Source organism: Streptosporangium sp. NPDC000563 (genome assembly GCF_040299985.1).
In the GTDB taxonomy this organism is placed as follows: Bacteria; Actinomycetota; Actinomycetes; order Streptosporangiales; family Streptosporangiaceae; genus Streptosporangium.
Genome location: NZ_JBEPDA010000005.1, coordinates 421,308 through 441,603 on the forward strand (window position 1 = coordinate 421,308; position 20,296 = coordinate 441,603).

The 20,296-nt window shown below is 71.0% G+C and carries 17 protein-coding genes; 5 read left to right on the forward strand and 12 right to left on the reverse strand.

Annotated elements, in window-relative coordinates; genetic code table 11:
* Positions 1-25: 25 nt before the first annotated feature.
* From ABT352_RS17000 to ABT352_RS17015, 4 genes are all read right to left on the reverse strand, one after another.
* Complete coding sequence (locus ABT352_RS17000) at positions 26-1,426, reverse strand: HAMP domain-containing sensor histidine kinase (protein ID WP_350945769.1); 1,401 nt, start codon at positions 1,424-1,426, stop codon at positions 26-28.
* A complete protein-coding gene (locus tag ABT352_RS17005) occupies positions 1,426-2,133 on the reverse strand; it encodes a response regulator transcription factor (protein WP_350945770.1) in 708 nt (235 codons plus the stop codon). The genes ABT352_RS17000 and ABT352_RS17005 overlap by 1 nt, the downstream gene beginning before the upstream one ends.
* A gap of 34 nt (positions 2,134-2,167) precedes the next feature.
* On the reverse strand, positions 2,168-3,358 hold the full coding sequence (lhgD, locus tag ABT352_RS17010) for an L-2-hydroxyglutarate dehydrogenase (protein WP_350945771.1): 1,191 nt from the start codon (positions 3,356-3,358) through the stop codon (positions 2,168-2,170).
* A gap of 148 nt (positions 3,359-3,506) precedes the next feature.
* A complete protein-coding gene (locus ABT352_RS17015; RefSeq protein ID WP_350945772.1) occupies positions 3,507-4,532 on the reverse strand; it encodes an NAD-dependent epimerase/dehydratase family protein in 1,026 nt (341 codons plus the stop codon).
* Between the two features lie 426 nt (positions 4,533-4,958).
* On the opposite strand from ABT352_RS17015, the gene ABT352_RS17020 reads away from it, so the two are divergent.
* A complete protein-coding gene (locus ABT352_RS17020; protein ID WP_350945773.1) occupies positions 4,959-5,336 on the forward strand; it encodes an STAS domain-containing protein in 378 nt (125 codons plus the stop codon).
* Between the two features lie 18 nt (positions 5,337-5,354).
* On the opposite strand, the gene ABT352_RS17025 is transcribed toward ABT352_RS17020, so the two are convergent.
* A complete protein-coding gene (locus ABT352_RS17025) occupies positions 5,355-6,578 on the reverse strand; it encodes a hypothetical protein (protein ID WP_350945774.1) in 1,224 nt (407 codons plus the stop codon).
* A 118-nt stretch (positions 6,579-6,696) separates the two neighbouring features.
* Between ABT352_RS17025 and ABT352_RS17030 the strand changes: the two genes are divergently transcribed.
* Complete coding sequence (locus ABT352_RS17030; RefSeq protein WP_350945775.1) at positions 6,697-7,665, forward strand: aldo/keto reductase; 969 nt, start codon at positions 6,697-6,699, stop codon at positions 7,663-7,665.
* A 10-nt stretch (positions 7,666-7,675) separates the two neighbouring features.
* On the opposite strand, the gene ABT352_RS17035 is transcribed toward ABT352_RS17030, so the two are convergent.
* The 3 genes from ABT352_RS17035 to ABT352_RS17045 all read right to left on the reverse strand — a co-directional run bounded on the left by ABT352_RS17035 (position 7,676) and on the right by ABT352_RS17045 (position 10,003).
* A complete protein-coding gene (locus tag ABT352_RS17035; protein ID WP_350945776.1) occupies positions 7,676-7,924 on the reverse strand; it encodes a hypothetical protein in 249 nt (82 codons plus the stop codon).
* Positions 7,884-9,218 carry an MFS transporter gene (locus ABT352_RS17040; protein WP_350945777.1) on the reverse strand — a complete coding sequence of 445 codons (1,335 nt, stop codon included), beginning with the start codon at positions 9,216-9,218 and terminating at the stop codon, positions 7,884-7,886. Before ABT352_RS17040 ends, ABT352_RS17035 begins: the two co-directional genes overlap by 41 nt.
* 329 nt (positions 9,219-9,547) lie before the next feature.
* Entirely contained in the window at positions 9,548-10,003 is a 456-nt protein-coding gene (locus tag ABT352_RS17045; RefSeq protein ID WP_350945778.1) for a MarR family winged helix-turn-helix transcriptional regulator, read from the reverse strand.
* 452 nt (positions 10,004-10,455) lie between these two features.
* Here ABT352_RS17045 and ABT352_RS17050 point away from each other — a divergent pair, with 452 nt between their 5' ends.
* Positions 10,456-11,085 carry a hypothetical protein gene (locus tag ABT352_RS17050; RefSeq protein WP_350945779.1) on the forward strand — a complete coding sequence of 210 codons (630 nt, stop codon included), beginning with the start codon at positions 10,456-10,458 and terminating at the stop codon, positions 11,083-11,085.
* 347 nt (positions 11,086-11,432) lie between these two features.
* Here ABT352_RS17050 and ABT352_RS17055 read toward each other — a convergent pair whose 3' ends face one another.
* The gene (locus ABT352_RS17055) at positions 11,433-12,902 is read right to left on the reverse strand and encodes an NCS2 family permease (protein ID WP_350945780.1); all 1,470 of its coding nucleotides are present in this window, start codon (positions 12,900-12,902) and stop codon (positions 11,433-11,435) included.
* Between the two features lie 131 nt (positions 12,903-13,033).
* Between ABT352_RS17055 and ABT352_RS17060 the strand changes: the two genes are divergently transcribed.
* Positions 13,034-13,294 carry a DUF2530 domain-containing protein gene (locus ABT352_RS17060; protein ID WP_350945781.1) on the forward strand — a complete coding sequence of 87 codons (261 nt, stop codon included), beginning with the start codon at positions 13,034-13,036 and terminating at the stop codon, positions 13,292-13,294.
* Positions 13,295-13,450: 156 nt separating this feature from the next.
* Here ABT352_RS17060 and ABT352_RS17065 read toward each other — a convergent pair whose 3' ends face one another.
* Together ABT352_RS17065 and ABT352_RS17070 are read right to left on the reverse strand one after the other, a co-directional pair.
* Positions 13,451-16,756 carry a sacsin N-terminal ATP-binding-like domain-containing protein gene (locus ABT352_RS17065; protein ID WP_350945782.1) on the reverse strand — a complete coding sequence of 1,102 codons (3,306 nt, stop codon included), beginning with the start codon at positions 16,754-16,756 and terminating at the stop codon, positions 13,451-13,453.
* Positions 16,757-16,946: 190 nt separating this feature from the next.
* Complete coding sequence (locus tag ABT352_RS17070; RefSeq protein ID WP_350945783.1) at positions 16,947-17,762, reverse strand: DUF3027 domain-containing protein; 816 nt, start codon at positions 17,760-17,762, stop codon at positions 16,947-16,949.
* A 438-nt stretch (positions 17,763-18,200) separates the two neighbouring features.
* Here ABT352_RS17070 and ABT352_RS17075 point away from each other — a divergent pair, with 438 nt between their 5' ends.
* Positions 18,201-19,811 (forward strand): MFS transporter, encoded by a 1,611-nt coding sequence (locus ABT352_RS17075; RefSeq protein WP_350945784.1) that lies wholly within the window; start codon positions 18,201-18,203, stop codon positions 19,809-19,811.
* Positions 19,812-19,839: 28 nt separating this feature from the next.
* On the opposite strand, the gene ABT352_RS17080 is transcribed toward ABT352_RS17075, so the two are convergent.
* A complete protein-coding gene (locus ABT352_RS17080) occupies positions 19,840-20,238 on the reverse strand; it encodes a cold-shock protein (protein ID WP_350945785.1) in 399 nt (132 codons plus the stop codon).
* Positions 20,239-20,296 lie beyond the last annotated feature (58 nt).

Consider the following 20,296-nt stretch of genomic DNA (forward strand, 5'->3'; position numbering starts at 1 on the left):
CCGACGGCGTCGTACCGGAGGGAGATCAGTCGGATTCCGAGGCGAGGGGGAGGACCACCCGGAACGTCGCCCCCTTGCCCGGGTCGGACTCCACGGCGACGCGGCCGCCGTGGGCCTCGACCATCGCGGCCACGATGGCGAGGCCGAGACCGCTTCCGCCGTCCTCGGGAGCGCGCCGCCCCCGGGCGGAGTCGGCGCGGTAGAACCGTTCGAAGACGCGCTCGCGCTGCTCGGTGGTGAGGCCCGGCCCCTCGTCCGCGACCTCGATGACGGCCATGTCGCCGTCGCCGGAGCCGTCGCTGGAGAGGAGCACCCGTACGGGGGTGCCCTCGGGGGTGTGGGTGAGCGCGTTGGTCATGAGGTTGCCCACGACCTGGCGGAGCCGTACCTCGTCGCCGGAGACGATGAGCGCGGAGCCGTCCACCGAGAGCGTGACATCGCGCTCCGGAGCGAGGATACGGGCGTCGTGGACGGCGTCGGCGGCGATGGCGAGCAGGTCGACCGGGCGCATGACCATCGGGCGCTGCTGGTCGAGCCTGGCCAGCATGAGCAGGTCGTCGACGAGCAGGCCCATCCTGACCGCCTCGGACTCGACCCTGCGCATCAGCGGCGCGGCGTCGATGCCGGGCGCCTGCCGGTAGAACTCGGCGAAGCCCCTGATGGAGGTGAGCGGCGTGCGGAGTTCGTGCGAGGCGTCCGCGACGAACCGGCGCATGCGCTCCTCCGAGCTGCGGGCCGAGGACTCCGACTCGGAACGGGCACGGAAGGCCGCCTCGATCTGGGCGAGCATGCCGTTCAGCGACCGGCCGAGGCGGCCCACCTCGGTGCGCGGGTCGGCGTCGGGGACGCGGCGGCCCAGGTCTCCGGCGGCGATCGCCTCGGCGGTGCGCTCGATCTCCTCCAGCGGGCGCAGGCTCCTGCGGATGATCACTACACCGGCTCCGGCGAGCATCAGCACCAGGCCGCCTCCGCCGAGGAGCTCCACCAGCGCGAGCTGGCCGACGATCTGCCGCACCTCGCTCATGTCCACGGCCACGATGAGGCTCTCACCGGTGTCCAGCGAGGTCACCCGGACCCGCCAGTCACCGTTCTCGAACAGCTCGCCGACCCTGCCGTGGGAGATGTCCGGCCCCGGCTTGCCCTCCACGTCGATGCCGCTGAGCAGGACGAGGGTCCTGTTGTTCCCGTCGCGGAGCTCCAGCCTGGCGTCGGAGGGCATCAACTTGCCCCCCAGCGCGATGATGCCCCGGTTGTTCATGCGGCGCAGCGCGGAGTCGGTGGTGATGTCGATCTGGCTGTCGACGCGGTCGATCAGGTAGCCGCGCATGATCGAGACGCTGCCGACACCGATGAGGGCGAGCGCGACCGTGAGCAGGAGCAGGATGACGCCGATCAGCTTCACCCGCAGCGGGGTCGCGTTGAGCATCACGGGGCCGGTGGCAGGCGCAGCACGTATCCGACACCGCGCAGGGTGTGGATCAGCCTCGGGTCGACATTGTCGATCTTGCGGCGGAGCACGGAGACGTAGGACTCCACGATCCCGACGTCGCCCCTGAAGTCGTAGTCCCATACGTGGTCGAGGATCTGGACCTTGGACAGCACCCGCCCCGCGTTCGCCATGAAGTAGCGCAGCAGCTTGAACTCCGTCGGCGACAGCGCCACCGCCCGGCCCTTGCGCCACACCTCGTGGCTCTCCTCGTCGAGCTCGATGTCGGCGAAGGTGAGCCGGGGCGGCCTGGGGCTGAGCTCGCCGGAGTTGGTACGGCGCAGCACGGCCCGGATGCGGGCCACGACCTCCTCCAGGCTGAACGGCTTGGTCACGTAGTCGTCCCCGCCCATGGTCAGCCCTCGGATCTTGTCCTCGGTGGCGTCACGCGCGGTGAGGAAGACGATGGGGGTGTCGCTGCCGCCGCCGCGCAGGCGCCGTACGACGTCGAAGCCGTCCATGTCGGGGAGCATCACGTCGAGGACGATGAGGTCGGGCCGGTGCCGCTGGACGGCGGCGACGGCCTCCGTGCCGTTACCCGCCGTGTTGACGCCGAACCCGGCGAACCGCAGGCTCGCGGCCAGGAGTTCGAGAATGTTGGGCTCGTCCTCGACGATCAGCAGACGTGCCTCGGGTGAGTCGGTCACTGGTCTATTTTCACCGGCCCACATGAGAAAGCAGTTAACTGGTCAAGACAGAGGCTAACCCCACAATATGCCTGGCTATCGCCAAACTCGATGTGGCCGCCGGTGAGGGGGCGTTGCGCACGAGGGCGACGCGGCCGTGCACGTCGATCGCGAAGTCGTCCAGCATGCCGCCCTGCCTGTCCACAGCCTGTGCGCGGACGCCTCCCGAGGTCCTCACCAGGTCGGCGGCGGTGAGGGCCGGGACGTAACGGCGCGCGGCCCTCAGGAACGATCCTTTACCCATCGAACCGGCCACCTCCCGCACCCCGGTCCTCCAGTGCCTCGCCGCCAGCCGCCGGGTGCCCCGCCAGGCGAGGGTCCGGCCCAGGTCGGCGAGGTCGACGTTTCGCCAGGAGTAGCCTTCCAGCGCCAGCGCCATGACCGCGTTGGGGCCGACCAGCACCTCGCCGTCGATCCTGCGGGTCAGGTGCACGCCGAGGAACGGGTACCGGGGGTCGGGAACCGGATAGATGAGCCCGCGGACCAGGTCTTTCGCCTCCCCGGCCAGCGCGTAGTACTCGCCGCGGAACGGGACGATCCGCACGTCGCCGGGGACCCCCGCCATCCGCGCGACGGTGTCGGTGCCGAGCCCGGCGCAGACGATCACCCGGTCGAAGTCCAGCGTCCGCTCCCCCGCCACGACGCTCACCCCGCTCGCGGTCTCCCGTACGGCACGCACCGGATGGGAGAGCAGCACCGAGCCACCGCTCTCCTCCACGTCCAGGGCGAGGCGCCGGGCCACGGCGGGGAAGTCGGCGATCGCGGTGTGCGGGGAGTGCACGGCGCCCACGCCGACGGCGTGCGGCTCGATCTCGCGCAGGGCGAGCGCGTCGAGCTCGGCGATGCCGGGAACCCCGTTCGCGCGGGCCCGCTCGGCGATGCTCCGCAGTTCGGGGCGCTCGGAGCCGGTGGAGGCGACGACGAGCTTGCCGACCTCGTCGTACGGGATGCGGTGCTCGGCGCAGTACTGCCGAAGCAGCGCGACGCCCTCCCTGCAGAGCCTGGCCTTGAGCGAGCCGGGGCGGTAGTAGATCCCGGCGTGGACGACTCCGCTGTTGTGCCCGGTCTGGTGGGCCCCGACGCGGTCCTCCTTGTCGAGGACGGTCACGGTGGCCCCGTAGGTCAGCGCCGTCTCCCTGGCCACGGCCAGCCCGACGATTCCCGCACCGACGATCCCGACCTTCATCGCCGGTTCCTCCCCTCTCCTTACGGGTCCCTACGGATTTCCCCCGGGGTCCCCTGTGGAGCGATCATGCGGTGATCCGAGGTGATCCGGGTGGCCCGAGCGATCTGGGTGATCTGAGGTGATCGCGCCCGTTGGGACGAAAGACGCGTCATCGCGTGACACTACCCGCCAGCCTCCCGACCTTGTCGACGGTGAGATGTCCTTCCTGGGCCAGCCAGCGCAGCGAGTCGGCGACGGTCTCCTGGACCGGCCGCAGGCTCACGCCGAGCGCCTCCAGGGTCGGGGTGTCGTACGTGCGGACCATCGTGACCATCATCTCGACGGCGTCCCTGGTCAGCGGGTAGTCGATCTCCTTGATCAGCTTCATCACGTCACCCACGGCCGCCGCGCCGCGCAGCACCGAGCGGTGGATACGGAACCTCCTGCAGCGGTTCCCCGTCACCTCGTCGCAGACGTCGGCGAGCTGCGCCCAGGTGAGGTAGTGCCCGCCCAGCATGAACCGGCGCGGCCCCCGCCCCGGTTCGAGGCAGCGGGCGAGCACGACGGCCAGATCCCGTACGTCGACGATGTTGGCGCCGCCCGCGGTGATCGGCCAGCCCTGTTCCAGCCCGGCGCGCAGGCCCTCCACCATCGCGTCCAGTGAGGGCTGGTACGGCCCCACGACCCCGGCCGGGTAGACGATCGTGATCGGCATCCCCTGGTCCTGGAGCCTCCTCGCGTAGCGTTCGGCGGAGATCTTGCTCCTGCCGTACTCGTTCCTCGGCGTGGAGAGCGGGCTCTCGGTCGTGATGACCGGCCCGGCCGGGGGCACGAAGACGCCAATGGTGGAAATATGCACGATCGGGTCGAGACCGAGTTCCACGGCCTGTCCAAGGACGTTCTTCGCCCCGGTCACATTCGTACCGCCCAGATCTCCGGCCTGGCCGATGATCCCGATTTCCGCGGCGGCGTGAATGACCGCGTCGCACCGTTCGAGCCCGTCCCGTACGGCCGCCGCGTCGCGGATATCGGCCGTGTGCAGGGGGACCTCCTCCGTCACCCCGACGGCGGCGAGCACCTCGCGTGTTTTCCGGGGATCGCGTATGAGAAGAAGCGGTTCATGCCCGTCGGCGAGGAGCGCGGCGACCGCATGCGAGCCGACGAAACCTGACGCTCCGGTCACCAAAACGCGCATGCCTGAAAGTTATCGGCAACCATCACCGCAGGAGAAGGGATAACCGGCCTGGTTCTTAACCGTCATTGCCAATGCGGGAAACAAGCCCAGGCCGGTCAAGGAATACGCGAATATGTCGGGGCAATAAATCGTTATGCGGTCATTCATTTTCGCCACGAGATCACGACCCGCACCACCTCCCGAGCCGTGAGATCACATCTCGTGCCGCCTCCCAGGGGCGGCACGAGACCACGAGCCCACCGATTTCCGAGGTCGGCGCGAGATCCCCGGACCGGCTCCTGGAGGGAAGGGCGGCCGGCGGGTTCCCACAGCCGTTACGCACATGTCTCCCGACCGTCGCCCACCCCGGTGGCACGGAGGGGTATACCTTGATCAGGCCGGATGGCGGCCAGAACCGACCGCGTCACCGGGTGGAGATACGAGGCGATGAGCAGAGAACTCTCCATCGACGTCGATCGCCAAGAACACGCGGACTGCGCCGTGATCACGGTCGTGGGTGACATCGACCACAACTCCAGCGAGTTGCTCAGGGAGACGATCGAACGACTGGTCGCCGACCACCGACCGCGGATCGTCATCGACGCGGAAGGCATCACCTTCTGCGACTCCACCGGGCTGCGGGTGCTCCTGAGCGGTGCGCGGCTGGCCTCGGAGGCGGGCGGGTGGCTGCGTCTCGCCGGAATCTCGGACGTCCTCAGCCGCCTCCTGCGGATGACCGACCTCTCCACCTGGTTTCCCGTCGATCCCGATGTGACGACCGCCCTCGACCGCGCCGCCCGCCGCGACACCCAGTCCCCCGGCTGAGTGAGCCTCCGAGGTCCCTCAGCGGGTCTTGCGGGCGATCAGGGTGATGGTGCCGATCGCGCCCGTCGCGATGACCAGCCAGAGGAGCACGGCCAGGACCGGCACCCCGGCCTCCGCGCCGTCACCCGCTGTTCTCGTGCTCTCACCGTCCTCACCGGTCCTCGCCCCGGCGACCGGGGTGGGCACCGGCTCGCCGGAGGTGTCGGAGGTCGGTGTGGGGGCCGCCTGGCGTAGGGCGGAGGCGGGTTCGGAGGTGCCGAGGGCCGCCGCGGGCAGCGGCACCCGGTAGACCGGGCTGCGGCTTCCCTCGCTGCCGGTCAGCAGGTATCTGCCGTCGCGGGTGTAGGTGATCGACTCGGCCTGTCGCAACTCCGGCATCGTCACCCGGGCGATCTGCTCTCCCGGGGCGCGGTAGACCGTGGCCGAGAAGTAGGTGCGGATCACGAAGCTCGATCCGTCGGGTGCGTAGGCGGCGTCGGTGGCCATGATGGGCGCGGGCCCGACCTTGCGGAGGATGTTGACCCTGTCGGTGCGCAATCGCTTCGGTGCCTGGTAGACGGCACCGGCGAACTGCTTGGTCACGATGTAGAGGCGGCCGGTACGGGGGTGCACCATGATTCCCTCGGCGTTGCGTCCGCCGTCCTCGTACCGGAACCGGTAGCGCACCGCGGGGACGACGGCGTCCCTCATCACGGCGGGCTCCGCCACCTTGTATACGGAAATATCAGGCCATGCTCCTTCCAGGTTGTCGCCGATATCGGCGAACCAGAGCACCCCCTGACCGGTCCGCGGGTCGGTGGACGCCGCCATGCCCTCCCAGTCGCGGGACTCCGCCCCTCGCAGGGTGAAGGTCGCGCGGGTCCGCCCGTCGGGGCCGACCGCGTAGAACACCGGGCCCGCGGAGCTGTCGTTGTGGGTGTAGTAGATGTCCTTGCCGGTCGGCGAGACCGCCAGCCCGCTCGACTCGGTGATCCGGCTGTCCTTGAAACGGAAGAGGATCCGCGCCCCGTCGTCCGCCCCCGCCTCCCGTTCGTCGCCGGCCCGCGCGACGTCCCCACCCGCGTCCTCCCGCGCATCCGCCCGTACGCCGTCCCCCGCGTCCGCCCGTACGCCGTGTCCCGCGTCCTCCCGAACGCCCTCACCGTCGCCGGCCCGCGCGCCCTGGCCCGCGAGGACCGTGGCCACGGTCAGGCAGGCCACCGCGAACACGCGAACCACGACTTCCCCCCGCTTACTCAGCATTCAGCCATCATGCCCCGGCCGTGCGTACGGGCGGCACAGACGTGGCGGGTCCGACCGGCGCCGATTTCTCACGCAATCCACTCGCCTGGAGTGCACTCCAGGTACCTAGGGTGGACACATGGACTATACGCAGCTTGGCCGTACCGGCCTGAAGGTCAGCCGCCTCTGCCTGGGCACGATGAACTTCGGCCCCCTGACCACGGAGGACGACTCCTTCGCGATCATGGACCACGCCCACGAGCTGGGGATCAACTTTTTCGACACGGCCAACGTCTACGGCTGGAAGAAGGGCGAGGGCGTCACCGAGCAGATCATCGGCCGCTGGTTCGCGAAGGGTGGCGGGCGCCGCGAGAAGACGGTGATCGCCACGAAGCTCTACGGCTCGATGGGCGACTGGCCCAACGAGGGCCAGCTGTCCGCGCTCAACATCCGCCGTGCCGCCGACGCGTCGCTGAAGCGGATGCAGACCGACTACATCGACCTCTACCAGGCGCACCACGTCGACCGGAACACCTCGTTCGACGAGTTCTGGGAGGCGATGGACATCCTCAAGCAGCAGGGCAAGATCCTGTACGTGGGGTCGTCCAACTTCGCGGGCTGGCACATCACCAAGGCCCAGGAGAGCGCGCGGCGCCGCAACAGCCTCGGCCTGGTCTCCGAGCAGTCCCACTACAACCTGATCGTCCGTGAGCCCGAGCTTGAGGTGATCCCGGCGTCCGAGGACTACGGGGTGGGCCTGATCCCGTGGAGCCCGCTCGCGGGCGGCCTGCTCGGCGGCATCCTGCGGAAGATCGACAAGGGACGTTCGGCCTCGGAGCAGATCACCAAGCAGCTGGACAAGCACCGCGACAAGATCGAGCGCTACGAGGAGTTCTGCGACGAGCTGGGCGAGGATCCGGCGAACGTCGGCCTGGCGTGGCTGCTCCACCAGAAGGTCGTCACCGCGCCGATCATCGGGCCGCGCACACTCGACCAGCTCGACGGCACCACCAGGGCGCTGGAGATCGTGCTGGACGAGAAGGCCCTCGCCCGCCTGGACGAGATCTTCCCCGGCTTCAAGACGGCGCCCGAGCACTACGCCTGGTAGCGCCGGGAGGCTAGGACACCAGGGCGCCGATCACCACGAGGAGCACGAGCAGTGCGAGCACCGTGGGCAGCAGCCAGCGACGGGGACGATCCACGCCCTGGAGCCTAGCTCTGCCCACGGGGTGCGCGCGCCCCGGGCGCCGTTCCTCGACCGTCTCGTGGCGGTCCCCGGCCCCGCAGCGGGTCCGGCCCTCGCGTTCGACGGCGAGAACGGGCTCGTCACGCACCGGTGGCGGCGGGGATTCCACGGACGGCCGCACGCGACCTCCTGCCGATCACCCTCGTCAGCATTATGGCCACACCGCAACCGATCAGGGTGAGCGCACCGCCCACCATGACCCCCGCGCGCGGGCCGCCCAGCTCGGAGATCCAGCCGAGCAGCGGCGCGCCGATCGGGGCTCCGCCGGTGAACACGAGCACGTAGATCCCCATCACCCGTCCGCGCATCTCCGGCGAGGTGGCGAGCTGCACGCTGGCGTTGGCCGCGGTGTTCACCGAGATCAACGCGATGCCCGCGGGCACGAGGGAGACCAGGTACAGCGGGTACCAGGGGGCCAGGCCGCTCGCGATCTGGAACAGGCCGAACGCGACCGCGCCGCCGACCAGCAGTCTCCGGCTGGGCCGTACCCGCCGTGCCGCCATGAGCGCACCCGCGAGAGCACCGACCGCGAACATGCTGGAGGCGAGCCCGAACGAGGCCGCGCCCGCCCCGAAGACCTCGCGGGCCATGAGCGCGATCGACATCGAGAACGACTGCGTGAACAGCGAGACGAAGGCGACCAGCAGTATCGGCATGAGCAGCTCGGGCCGCGCCATCACGTACCGCAGGCCCTCGCGGAGCTGCCCCTTCGCCCTCGGCACCGGTTCTGGGGTGGTCAGCTCGGAGGTGCGCATGAGCAGCAGACCGGCGAGCACGCCCGCGAAGGACAGGGCGTTGATCAGGAAGATCGGACCGGTGCCGCCGAACGCGTAGATCAGGACACCCGCGACGGCCGGGCCGACCACGCGGGCCAGGTTGAAGCTCGACGCGTTCAGCGCGATCGCGTTGGACAGGTCCTTGCGGCCGACCATCTCCACGACGAACGACTGCCGGGTCGGCACCTCGACGCAGGCGATGAGGCCGAGCAGGAACGCCATCGCGAACACCTGCCAGACCTGGGCCGAGCCGGTCACGACGAGCACGCCCATGGTGAGCGCCAGCAGGCCCATGAACGACTGGGCGACGATCAGCAGCAGCCGCTTGGAGTAGCGGTCGGCGAGCATGCCGCCCCACAGGCCGAAGAGCAGCAACGGCAGGAACTGCAGCATGACGGTCACGCCCAGCGCGAAGGCGCTGCCGTTGGTCAGGTCGAGCACGAGCAGGTCCTGCGCGGTGCGCTGCATCCACGAGCCGACGTTGGAGACCACGCCTCCGGCCGCGAACAGCCGGTAGTTGTAGACGCGCAGGGAGCGGAACATCCCGCCCCGCGTCTCGGGCACGGGCTGGGCCGTCCCGCTCTCCGTGGCCTGCAACTCGCTCGCGGCGGCGGCCCGCGCGGCCCGCCGCCGCCTCATCCTCGCCCTCAGTCCGATCTTCTTGCGTGGGCTCCCGCTCGGCGCACCCGGCTCGCCCGCCGGATGCGCACCGGATTCGCCGCCCGGCTCACCCGCCGGATTCGCGCCGGTTCCCCCGCTCGACTCTCCGGCCGGACTCGCGCCGGGCTCCCGGCCCGGCGCGTCGTCCCGCTCCCCCCGCGACCGCGTTCCCGCCTCGCCCCCAGGCGCGGCAGAGACCTCGGCGTCGTCTGAGACCCCGGTGTCGTCTGAGACCCCGGTGTCACGTGAGACCCGGGCGTCGTGTGGAACCCCGAGTTGCTCGGGTTCTTCCGGTTCTTCGGGTTCGGCTAGATCCGGCTGAGCTTCTCCAGTATCGGAGCCGCCTGCCGGAGCGTCGCCCTCTCCTCGGGTGTCAGCTCCTTCAGCCGCTGTGTCAGCCACGCCTCCTTGAGGCGCCGCTCCTCCCTCAGCAGCGTTGAGCCCTGCTCTGTCACGCTCACGGTCACCTGGCGCCGATCGGTCGGGTGCGGTGTGCGTGACACCAGCTCCCGCTCGGCCAGCACGGCGATCACGCGTGTCATCGAGGGCGGCTGCACCTTCTCCAACTCGGCCAATTCGCCGGGGGTTATCGCGGAATGCCGTTCTACGGCGGCGAGCGTCGCGAGCTGGGTGGGCGTCAACGAGTGCACCGCGGCCTGCCTGCGCAGGCGTCTGTTCAGTCGTGCCAGCGACACGCGCAGAGCCGAAGCGAGACCGGCGTCGCTGCGCAGGCTCGCGACGTGGTCCTTCCTGGGGTGGTTCATTAGCGTAAGTCATTACCTTTGCTAACTATATACGGATGCACGTGATTCCCTCCAGAGGGGTTTTCTTCTCGGCGCGGGGCCGTACAGCGTGCCAGACGGACGGGAGATCGCCAACCCGCCCGGAGCACCCGGGGTTCCTCGCCGGGAACCCCGGGGAGAGCTCGACACCCAGTGGAAACGCCGGAGGGTCCGGCCGTACTCCCCCTGCGGAAGCCGAGGTCTCTCGAAGGAGCGACCTCTCATACCAGGATCTCACCGCCCGCCTCGCCCCTCGAAGCCGCCGTCGCGCATCCCGAAACGCCGGCGGAGGGGCAGCGGGGTGCCACCCGGCTTCTCGTCCTCACGCGGCGCCGGATCTCATGGAATTCTCAGTTCGGGATGAGGGAGGTCTCAGACGGTCGGCCGACCATCGGTCCGGTAAGTGCCATGCCCTTCATCGGACAAGGAGTCACATGAACCGCACCAAGCGCATGATCATAATCGCCGGTGCCGGCACCACTCTCGCCGCCGGGCTGACCGTCCCCGTGGCGGCCTGGGCGACCAGCCCCACCCCCGCGCCGTCGTCCTCCTCCTCGGAGACCCCCGGCACCGCCCCCGACGGCCCGCGCGGCCCGCACGGCGGTCCCGGCCGTCACGGTGGTCTCCATGGCCCCGGCCATCACGAGGAGATGGCCGCCAAGCTCGCCGAGATCCTCGGGGTCGACAAGGACAAGGTCACCACGGCCCTGGAGGAGATCAGAAAGGAAGGCGGTCCCGGCCGGCCTCCCAAGGCCCCCGAGCAGGACGAGACGGAGAAGACCGCCCCGCAGGACGAGCCGAACGCCACGCAGGACGAGCCGAAGAAGGCCGCCCCTCAGGAACGACTGGCCGAGGCCCTGGCCGGCAAGCTCGGGATCAGCGCGGACAAGGTCGTCGCAGCGCTGGAGACGCTCGACCAGCAGCGCCGCGCCGAGGTCGAGACGGCCTTCGCCGAACGACTGAAGGAGGCCGTCACCGCGGGCACGCTCACCCAGGCCGAATCCGACGCCGTCCTCAAGGCGTACCGCGCGGGTCTGATCCCCGCCGGCCCCCGGGGACGCTGAGCACAACCGCACGGGAGCACGTACGGCCGTCACGGTGCATCATCACCGTGACGGCCGTACCTCGTTCTCAGGGGTTCGGCGCGGCGTACGGGACAGCGCTCACGAGCAAGGCGAGGCGAGCGATCCATACCCGGCTGCTACCTGATTTGCATGCTCGCGAGCATGCAAATCAGGTAGCAGCCGTCCTACCGTCATGATCTGAGGCCGGGAAATCGCAGATCTTGGGCCGCGGACGCCACTCCTGGTGCGCCGGTGGCCGCTCTCGGCCCGCCATGGCGTACGAGAACGCGGAAGGCCGTCGCGGTGACCACCTTCTCGGATCACCGTGACGGCCTTCCGCGCGTCGCTCAGCCGAGGCCGAGCATGGTCTTGATCGGACCGAGTGCGAAGTAGACGACGAACAGGCCCGCGACCGTCCACATCAGCGGGTGGACCTCACGGGTCTTGCCCTTGATGGCCTTGATCAGCACGAAGGTGACGAAGCCCGCGCCGATGCCGTTCGCGATCGAGTACGTGAACGGCATCAGGACGATGGTGAGGAACGCCGGGATCGAGATCTCGTAGTCGGTGAAGTCGATCTCGCGGATGGCGGTCATCATCAGGAAGCCGACCACGACCAGGGCGGGAGCCGCGGCCTCGTAGGGGACGACGGCGACGAGCGGCGAGACGAAGATGGCCAGCAGGAACAGCACGCCGGTGACGACGCTGGCGAGGCCGGTGCGTGCGCCCTCGCCGACACCCGCGGCCGACTCGATGTAGGTGGTGTTGGAGGAGACGGAGGCCGCGCCTCCGGCCGCCGCGCCGATCGAGTCGACGAGGAGGATCTCGCGGGTCCTGGGCAGGGTGCCGTCCTCCTTGATCAGCCCGGCCTGCCCGCCGACGCCCACGATCGTGCCCATGGTGTCGAAGAAGTCGGTGATGAGGAGGGTGAAGATGAGCAGCAGGGCGAGGACGACCGAGACCGAGCCGAAGGCGCCGAGCGGGTCGAACTCCCTGAAGAGCACCAGCGGGTTGTTGAAGCCGAAGATCTGCTCGGGCAGCTGGGGGACGACGAGCTGCCAGCCCGCGGGGTTCGGCTGCTGGCCGGGCGTCACCGAGGCCCCGACGTTGGTGACGGCCTCGACGATCACCGCGAGGACGGTGGTGGCGATGATGCCGATCAGGATGGCGCCCTTGGTCTGACGCGCCACCAGCAGCACGATCAGCAGCAGGCCGACCACGAAGACCAGGATCGGCCAGCTGGTCAGCGAGCCCCCGATGCCGAGTTCCAGCGGCGGCCCGGCGGCCACGCGGCGGACGAAGCCGGCGTCCACGAAACCGATCAGCGCGATGAACAGGCCGATGCCGACGCTGATCGCCGTCTTCAGCTGGGGCGGGATGGCGTTGAACACCGCGGTACGGAACCCGGTCAGCACCAGGAGCCCGATGATCACGCCCTCCAGGAACACCAGGCCCATCGCCGACTCCCAGGACATCTGCGAGGCGATGCCGTAGGTGACGAAGGCGTTCAGGCCGAGGCCCGCGGCCATCGCGAAGGGGACCCTGCCGACGATCCCCATCAGGATGCTGAGCAGTCCGGCCACCAGGGCGGTGCCCGCCGCGACGAGCGGGACGTTGGGCGAGCTCCCGTCTCCGATGAACTGGCCTTCGACGTCCGGGACGGTGGCGATGATCAAGGGGTTGAGCACGACGATGTAGGCCATCGTGAAGAACGTGGCGAACCCACCGCGCACCTCCCTGCCCACGGACGAGCCACGGTCGGAGATGAAGAAGAAGCGGTCAACTTTACTTAATTCAGGATTTTTAACATCGCTCACTCGCGCAGAGTGACAGCGAGCTTTCCTTCTCGGAAGGCCCGGCCGTCGATGGTGATGGTTTCGAGATGGATTCGCGCCTTCACGTGACCCGTTTTGCGAATAGTGAGAGGTCGTCACCTAGTCTGGAGCGCGTGAACCAGCCACGACCTCCGGATCTGCAGCCGTTGAAGACCAACGACACGCTCACGATCCTCACGGGTACCGGCCTGTGGGCCGTCGCCCTGGTCGTCCTTCTCGTCGCGCAGCCGGGCCCCGAGCACCGCTGGTGGATCTGGACCTGTGTCTCGGGCATCTGCGGCGGCCTTTTCGGCCTCTGGTACGTGCGCCGCCGCAACCGCCGCCCGCCGCCCGAGGCCGAAGGGCCGATCGAGCCGACCACCACGATCACGTAAACCCCCGGGCCGCGCCCGGGGGTCCGCCCGCCCGTGGTTTCCCCACCCCGTCGTCGCCGTACTTCACCGTGGGACGCCCCCGAGCGCGCCCAGGGATCATCCCCACGGTTCCGCCTCGCGGCGCCGTCGGCGTCCCCCGAGCGCCCAGGTGATCGTCTAGGTCGAGGCGGTCCAGCTGTCCAGGTCGGCCTCGGCGAGCAGCAGCGGCACCGCCGCCGGGTCGCGCAGCAGCGCCGCCACCGCGAGCCGGTCGCCCCACTGGCCGGACGCCCAGGCGAGCCCGCGCGCCAGCCCCTCCACACCCGAGGCGTGCACCGTGCCCTCGAAGAACCTCCAGGCCGCCGGGACACCGTCCACCAGCAGCCTCTCGTGCTCCACGTAGCCGCTGGGCGCGGTCGGCAGCAGCGACCGCACGGCGGGCGGGACGTCGCGCTTCTCGCCGGAGGACGTCACCTCACCCGCGGCCTCCTCACCGGCGAGCGGCAGGTCGAGCAGCTCCGACAGCGCCTCGGCCAGGTCGAACGGGGCCAGGATCAGCGGCCGGCCCGCGACGAGCGGCAGCAGGTCCGGCGCCTCGACCACGACCGGCTCACCCGCCGCCTCCGCGTCGCCCCCGGAGTCGGCGCCGACGGACAGCACGCGGCCGTCCTCGGCGTCGACGGCGACGATCGCGTCACCGAGGACGGCGCGTACGGCGCGCGGGGGCCCGACACGGGCGGGGTCGACGCCGGCGAGCGCCACCCACAGGGAGCGGAGCTGGGCGCGATCGACCTCCACGGAGGGGTCGCCCAGCAGGTCGAGCAGCTCGTCGGGACCACCGTGGGAGGCGAGCAGGTCGGCCAGCGTACTCCGGACCCCGATCATCGCCAGCGCGGCCTCGTCGACGACGGCGGGGGCGTCCCCGTACAGGCCGAACAGCAGCGGGTCACCCGCGGGGAGCCGCAGCTCCGTGGGGCGCCTGCCGGCGAGCACCGGGTGCGTGGAGAGCCACCAGGCGGTGTAAGAGGGCACCTCCACGACCTCCCCCGCCACCAGGACCCGCAGCGGGTGCAGGACCGAACGGAGCGGCGGGCGCGACAGCAGGGCGAGGGCGGCGGGCCAGTCGGCGACGTACTCCAGGTCGCGTACGGCGGAGAACTCCCTCGCGACCGGCGGTACGGCCGTCTCGGGCAGCAGGTCGAGGACGACCTCCAGCCACTCGTCCTCGCGGTCCAGGTCGTGGTCGCACTCGTCGGGATCGATCATGACGTCGGAGTCGTTGACCACGGCGAAGCCGTCGAGCACCCCGGCCGCCGCGAGCACCCGGGGGCCGTACCGCTCCACCAGCTCCGGCGCGGCCGTGCCGAAGTGCGTCTCGCGGTCGAGCAGCCCGGCGAGCGCCCCGTCGGCGAGGAGCAGCTCGCCCGCCGGGTACAGCTCGCCGTCGGCGCCGCGCAGCGCCAGCTCTGACAGCCAGGGGGCGTCGCCCGCGGTCAGCCCGGCGGCGTCGACCAGCGCGAGCACCGCCTTGGCCACCGGTTCGGAGTCGGGGCTGTCCAGCGACTCCGAGACGGCGGAGCGGGTCAGCGGGTCCTCCAGGACGGTACGGGGCGTGGCCTCGCCCGCGCCGAGCCTGAGCAGGAGGGGATGGGCCGCGTCCGGGTGCACGACACGCAACCCGAGCGGCGCGAGGACCGCCGGGTCCAGCCTGGAACCGTCGGTGAGCAGCAGCGTGCCGCGCGGCCCCCTGACCAGGCGGCCGTCGGCCAGCGGCACCGGCAGCGCGCCGAGGGCCTCGGGGTCGTCGGCGGGCAGCACCTCGTACAGCGACCGCCACCAGGCCGGGTCCCTGTCCTTGACGGCGTCGCCGGAGAGCATGTCCACGATGTCGGAGAGCTGCACCCGGTTCACGCCGAGTGCGGTGATCGCCGGATGCCGGGACGGCCATCCCGCGGGCAGCAGTCCGGGGATCATGGGGGCGACCCTCTCCAGCAGCTCGGCCGGGGCCGCGACGACGGACGCCTGCCGCCCGGAGACGACCGGCTCCGCACCGGCGGAGAGCGCGTCCGGGGAGGCGTCGCCCGCCGCGCCGGAGCCGACCCCTGCCGCGCCGATACCGGCTCCGGCGTCGAGTGGACCGGCGTCGGCGGGACCGTCGGCGGGGTCGGGGAGCAGGAGCGAGGCACCGGAACCGCCCGGCCTGCCCGACGAGGCCGGGTCGGCGGGCGGCGAGAGGGCGGGAAGCAGCGGGGCGTCGGGGAGCCTGCGCAGGATCGCCCGGCGGATGCGGGCGTCCAGCTCGCCCTTGCCCATCATGCCCGGGACGAGGTCGAGGAGCCGGGGAGTGCGAGGCAGCCCGGCGAGCAGTTCCAGGTAGGTGTCGGCGGCACGCTCGACCAGGAAGTCGGTGAGCGGGCCCGGCGCGACATGCCGCCGGTCGGTGGCCATCGGGAACGAGGCGATCAGCAACGCGGGCAGATCCAGCGGCTCGTCGCTCGGCGTGGGCGCGTGCACCACGGGCGGTACCAGCGCGGGCAGCGGCCGGGGCTCCCCGCCCGCCCCGGCGAACCCGGAGGACCCGGAAGACCCGGACCTGACAGAGCCGCCCTCGACAGAACCGGCCCCGGTCCCGGCGGTCTCGGACCCGGTGGCGGGCACGGGAGCGGTGACGGGCACCGCCCAGCGGACCAGCCAGTGCGGCCGGGAGCGCTCCTCCGTCGGGCGGTCGGCGAAGAGCTCGGCCACCTGCTCGGGAGTGAACCGCCCGGAGTCCGAGACGACCTTCCAGCCCTCGGAGGTGACGGTCCGCGTCTCGCCGTCCACGTCGATCTCGATCGACTCCAGGGCGGGCAGGCCGAGCAGCAGGGCGGGGCTGGTCTCCCGCAGCATCGCCCGTACGGCCTCCTCGGCCGCCTCGTCACGAAGCGGCAGCCGCACGAGCGTGTCGAACCCCGCGGGGATCTCCACCGGGCCCGCGGGGAAGGGGAGACGCAGCAGCGGTACGTGCCCGCCGCGCTCGGCGAGCTCCTTGGCCAGCTCGGGCTCCGCGGCCACCAGGGCGGCGGTCTGGTCACGGGACCAGCGGACGACCCCGGAGCCGAGCGAGCCGATCACCGGCTCGTCACAGACCGACACCACGGCCGCGAACCCGACGCCGAACCGGCCGGCGGCGTGGGCGTCGTCGCGCTTGGCGGAGACACGCAGCGTGGACAGACCCTCGATCCCGGACCTGTCGACGGGGGCGCCGACGTTGGCGGCCGACAGCACGCCCTCGCGCAGCGAGAGGCGGAGCCGTCCGGGCACCCCTGCGCGGAGCGCGGCGTCCGCGGCGTTCTGGGCGAGCTCGACGATCAGCCGGTCGCGGTAGCCGCCGAGTGCGAAGTCCTCCTCCGCGTTGGCGTCCTCACGGAAACGGGCGGGCGAGGCCGTCCAGGCGGCCAGGACGGCGGAACGCAGTCGTTCGGTGCCGAAGATGTCAGTCAAGGCGATGCTTCCAAAGGTCGAAGCCCCGCGCGACCAGGTGCCCCGGCCGCGACGGCCAGGACGACCAGTACGGCCAGGACGCCACGGAAGCGGCTCCCGGCCGCGACGGCCGGGTGTGCCGCGGGGGCGGGCGGCGGGGCGGGATGGACCCGGTGGTGCCCCGGGTTGGGAGCGGCCCGGCGACGCCGGGTCAGGAGTGACCGAGCGGCTCGGAGGCGGTGTCGTCCACCGATCCGGCCAGGTCTGGTTCCGAGACGTGCTCGGCGGTGTCGTAGGAGAGGTCGTCGAGGATCGGCGAGGTCGGCTCGACCTGGTGCGGCAGCACGGCGGCCTCGGAGTGGGCGCCGCAACCGTGGTCGGCGGCGACGACCCGCCCGTCGTCGGGAGCGTACTCGTTCGCGCAGACCCCGAAGCCGGTGCGCAGCGCGCCCGCGAGCGGCCAGTAGAAGCCGCAGGTGGAGCACTGGGCGGGCGCGGCGTGCGCGAGCGGGGTGTGCGGTCCCGACTCGCCGGAGTGCCAGCGCCGCACGGCGCGGTCGCGGCCGATCGGGGAGAGCACCCTGGCCCGGCCGAGACCGTACTCGAAGATCATCTGATGGTCGGAGTCGTCGTCGGTCTCGGTGAAACCGGGCGCGAGCCTGTCGTCGTCGTCGGAGGTGGGCAGCAGGTCGCCCACGCCGAGATCGCCGGGACGCAGCCTCTCGCTCCACGGCACCCACTGCGGCGGCATCAGGGCCCCCGAGCCGGGCAGGAGCACGACCTCGCTCACCGTCACGTTGCGCGCCCGCGAGGCGCGGGCGACCGTGACGGCCCAGCGCCAGCCCCGGTAGGCGCGGTCGAGACAGGCGAAGTAATGGGTGACGACGCGGTCGCCCTCACCCTCGACCCCGAGGTGCTCGCCCACCTCTCCGGGCCTGACATTCTCCTCGACCGCGGCTCTGGCCAGGTCGACGGCCGCGACGCACGCCTGGTCAAGGACCACGGCGCGGGATCGAGTCCGACTCATGAGTCGCCTCCCGTCAGCCTCGCAGCACGACGGCTGCCGTCCCTACCGGCTGGCTCGCTCACTGCGCTCACAGTTCATTCTCGCCCATGCCCGGAGCGAACGGCACCGTGGACATCTAATCACCCGGGAAGTGATCCGGCGCACCGGAGACCGGCCGTCATGGCGAGCCCGGGCGAGGTGGCGGACTCCGATCGCCCTGGGAGTGATCTGACGCACCCCGGATCCCCACGAGCAGAAAGGCCCGCGGATCCTCTCCGATCATCCCTGGAGTGACCTGACGCACCCCGGAAGAGAAGCCGGCCAGGCAGGTGGAGCCCGATCCCCCGGAGTGACCAGCCACCCCCTGAGAGCGCCCCGGCCGAGGCGGTGGCTTCGATCGCCAGGGGAGTGACCAGGCGCACCGGACAACTCACCCGCCCTTCGGGTATGACTGGATACGTGGCAGCTGGGTGGGAACGGGCGCGGAAGACGGTGGGCGATGCCTCCCGGTGGGTCGGCGAGGCCGCCTCCGCCGCGGGCAGGACCGCCGCGCGCGCGGGCCGCGGCACCGGCCGGGTGACGGCCAAGGCGGGCAGGGGGGCGGTCAGCGGCACTCAGCGGGCGGGCAGGGCCGCGCGGCGGCTGACCCACGCGCAGGGCGCGGGCCGTACCGGGCTGGGCCAGCTGATCGAGTTGACCGCCGCGCACAGCGTGGGCGACGCCCTGGTCACCGCGGCCCTGGCCGGGACGCTCTTCAAGCTCCCGGTGAACGAGGCACGCGGCCAGGTCGCCCTCTACCTGCTGATCACGATGATCCCGTTCGTGGTGGTCGCGCCGTTCGTCGGCCCGGTCCTCGACCGGTTCCGCTCCGGGCGGCGTTTCGTGATGGCCGGGACCCTCTTCGGCCGCGGGCTGCTCTGCTTCGCGATGGCGGCGGCGATCGTCCCCGGCGACGTGTTCACGATCTTCCCCGCGGCGCTCGCCGTGCTGGTGCTGTCGAAGGCGTACAACGTCTCCCGCGCGGCGATCATGCCGAGCGTGCTGCCCGCCGACATCGCACTCGTCACGGCGAACGCGAGGGTCGCCCTGTTCGCGCTGGTCGCGGCGGGCGTCGCGGTGCCGATCGGCGCGGGCGCCAGCGCCTGGCTGGGCGCCGAGTGGGTGCTGCGCGGGGCGACGGTGCTCTTCCTGTTCCAGGGTGTGCTCGCCGTACGGCTCCCGCGCCACATCGACTCCCCCGACCTGGACGAGCTGGACGACGAGGGCGAGGAGCGGCCACCCCGCTGGCGCACGATGCTGAACGTGGGTCCCGTGGTGACCGAGGCGATGCACGCCAACGTCGCCATCCGCCTCTACTCCGGGTTTCTGCTCTTCTACCTGCTGTTCCTCGTCCAGGACAAGAACCTGCCCGGCCTGCCGCCGGTGGTCGCCATCGGCGTGCTGGGAGCGGCCGCCGGGATCGGCGGGCTGGCGGGCACGGCCGTGGCCTCGTGGGTGCGCAACCACTCCCCGCAGGTCATCGTGCTCGGAACGCTCGCCCTGACGACCGCGATCACGATACTGGCGGCCGTCGTCTTCCAGTTGTGGAGCGCGGTGGCGGTCGCGCTCGCGGCCGCGTTCGCCCAGGGCCTGGGCAAGCTCGCGCTGGACGCGATCGTGCAACGGGAGATCGGCGAGGAGGTGCGCTCGTCCACGTTCGGGGTGGTGGAGGCCTTCCTCCAGATCGCGTGGGTGCTGGGCGGCCTGGTCGGGCTCTGGCTCTCGCTGTTCGCGAGCGGGACGGCGGGACTGGCCGTGATGTCCGTGGTGCTGGCGGGTTCGCTCGGCTGGCTGCTGGTACGCCGCCGAGGACGGGTCAAGGAGGTGGACGCCAGGGTCGAGGCCGCGAGAGGTCCGCGCCGCCCCCCGTCAGGGCCGCACCCCACGGCGAACGGAGAGCGGCCCTCATCGGACGGCACGCCGGAGGAGCGGGTCGGGTCGCGGCCCGCCGGGACGACCACCGCGGTCGTACACCACGGGGATCCACCGACGGAGAAGCGGACCAGACCGCTCACCAACCCGCACGGCTGAGCCGCGAGGGTCTTCCGGCGGGTTCGAATCAGTCGTCGAGGTCGTCGGCGACGGCTCGGAGCACGGCGGCGATCTTCTTCGCGTGCGCGGCCTCCGGCTGCTTGCCCCTCTGGTACGACATGGAGACCGTGTCCAGGAGCTTGATCAGATCCTCCACGATGACGACCATCTCGTCGGGCTTCTTGCGCTTGCCCTTGGGCTTGGCGGTCTTGGCGAGTGTGGGCGGCTGATCGATCACTCGGACCGAGAGCGCCTGCTGGCCGCGGCGCCCCTCGGCCACACCGAATTCGACCTTCTGTCCCGGCTTGAGGGAATCCACGCCGGACGGCAGCGCGGAAGAATGCACGAAGACCTCACCGCCGTCGTCGCGGGTGAGGAAGCCGAATCCCTTGTCGGCGTCGTACCACTTGACCTTGCCACTCGGCACAGGGGTGACCTCGTTCAGACTGTCGTGAAAAGGAATGGATGTAGGTTATGCCCCGCAG

Coding starts and splice junctions, on each gene's coding strand:
- ABT352_RS17000 (WP_350945769.1), bottom strand. CDS start 1,426: ATGCTCAACGCGACCCCGCTGCGGGTGAAGCTGATCGGCGTCATCCTG.
- lhgD (WP_350945771.1), bottom strand. CDS start 3,358: ATGAAGGTCGGGATCGTCGGTGCGGGAATCGTCGGGCTGGCCGTGGCC.
- ABT352_RS17015 (WP_350945772.1), bottom strand. CDS start 4,532: ATGCGCGTTTTGGTGACCGGAGCGTCAGGTTTCGTCGGCTCGCATGCG.
- ABT352_RS17020 (WP_350945773.1), top strand. CDS start 4,959: ATGAGCAGAGAACTCTCCATCGACGTCGATCGCCAAGAACACGCGGAC.
- ABT352_RS17025 (WP_350945774.1), bottom strand. CDS start 6,578: ATGCTGAGTAAGCGGGGGGAAGTCGTGGTTCGCGTGTTCGCGGTGGCC.
- ABT352_RS17030 (WP_350945775.1), top strand. CDS start 6,697: ATGGACTATACGCAGCTTGGCCGTACCGGCCTGAAGGTCAGCCGCCTC.
- ABT352_RS17040 (WP_350945777.1), bottom strand. CDS start 9,218: ATGAGGCGGCGGCGGGCCGCGCGGGCCGCCGCCGCGAGCGAGTTGCAG.
- ABT352_RS17045 (WP_350945778.1), bottom strand. CDS start 10,003: ATGAACCACCCCAGGAAGGACCACGTCGCGAGCCTGCGCAGCGACGCC.
- ABT352_RS17050 (WP_350945779.1), top strand. CDS start 10,456: ATGAACCGCACCAAGCGCATGATCATAATCGCCGGTGCCGGCACCACT.
- ABT352_RS17070 (WP_350945783.1), bottom strand. CDS start 17,762: ATGAGTCGGACTCGATCCCGCGCCGTGGTCCTTGACCAGGCGTGCGTC.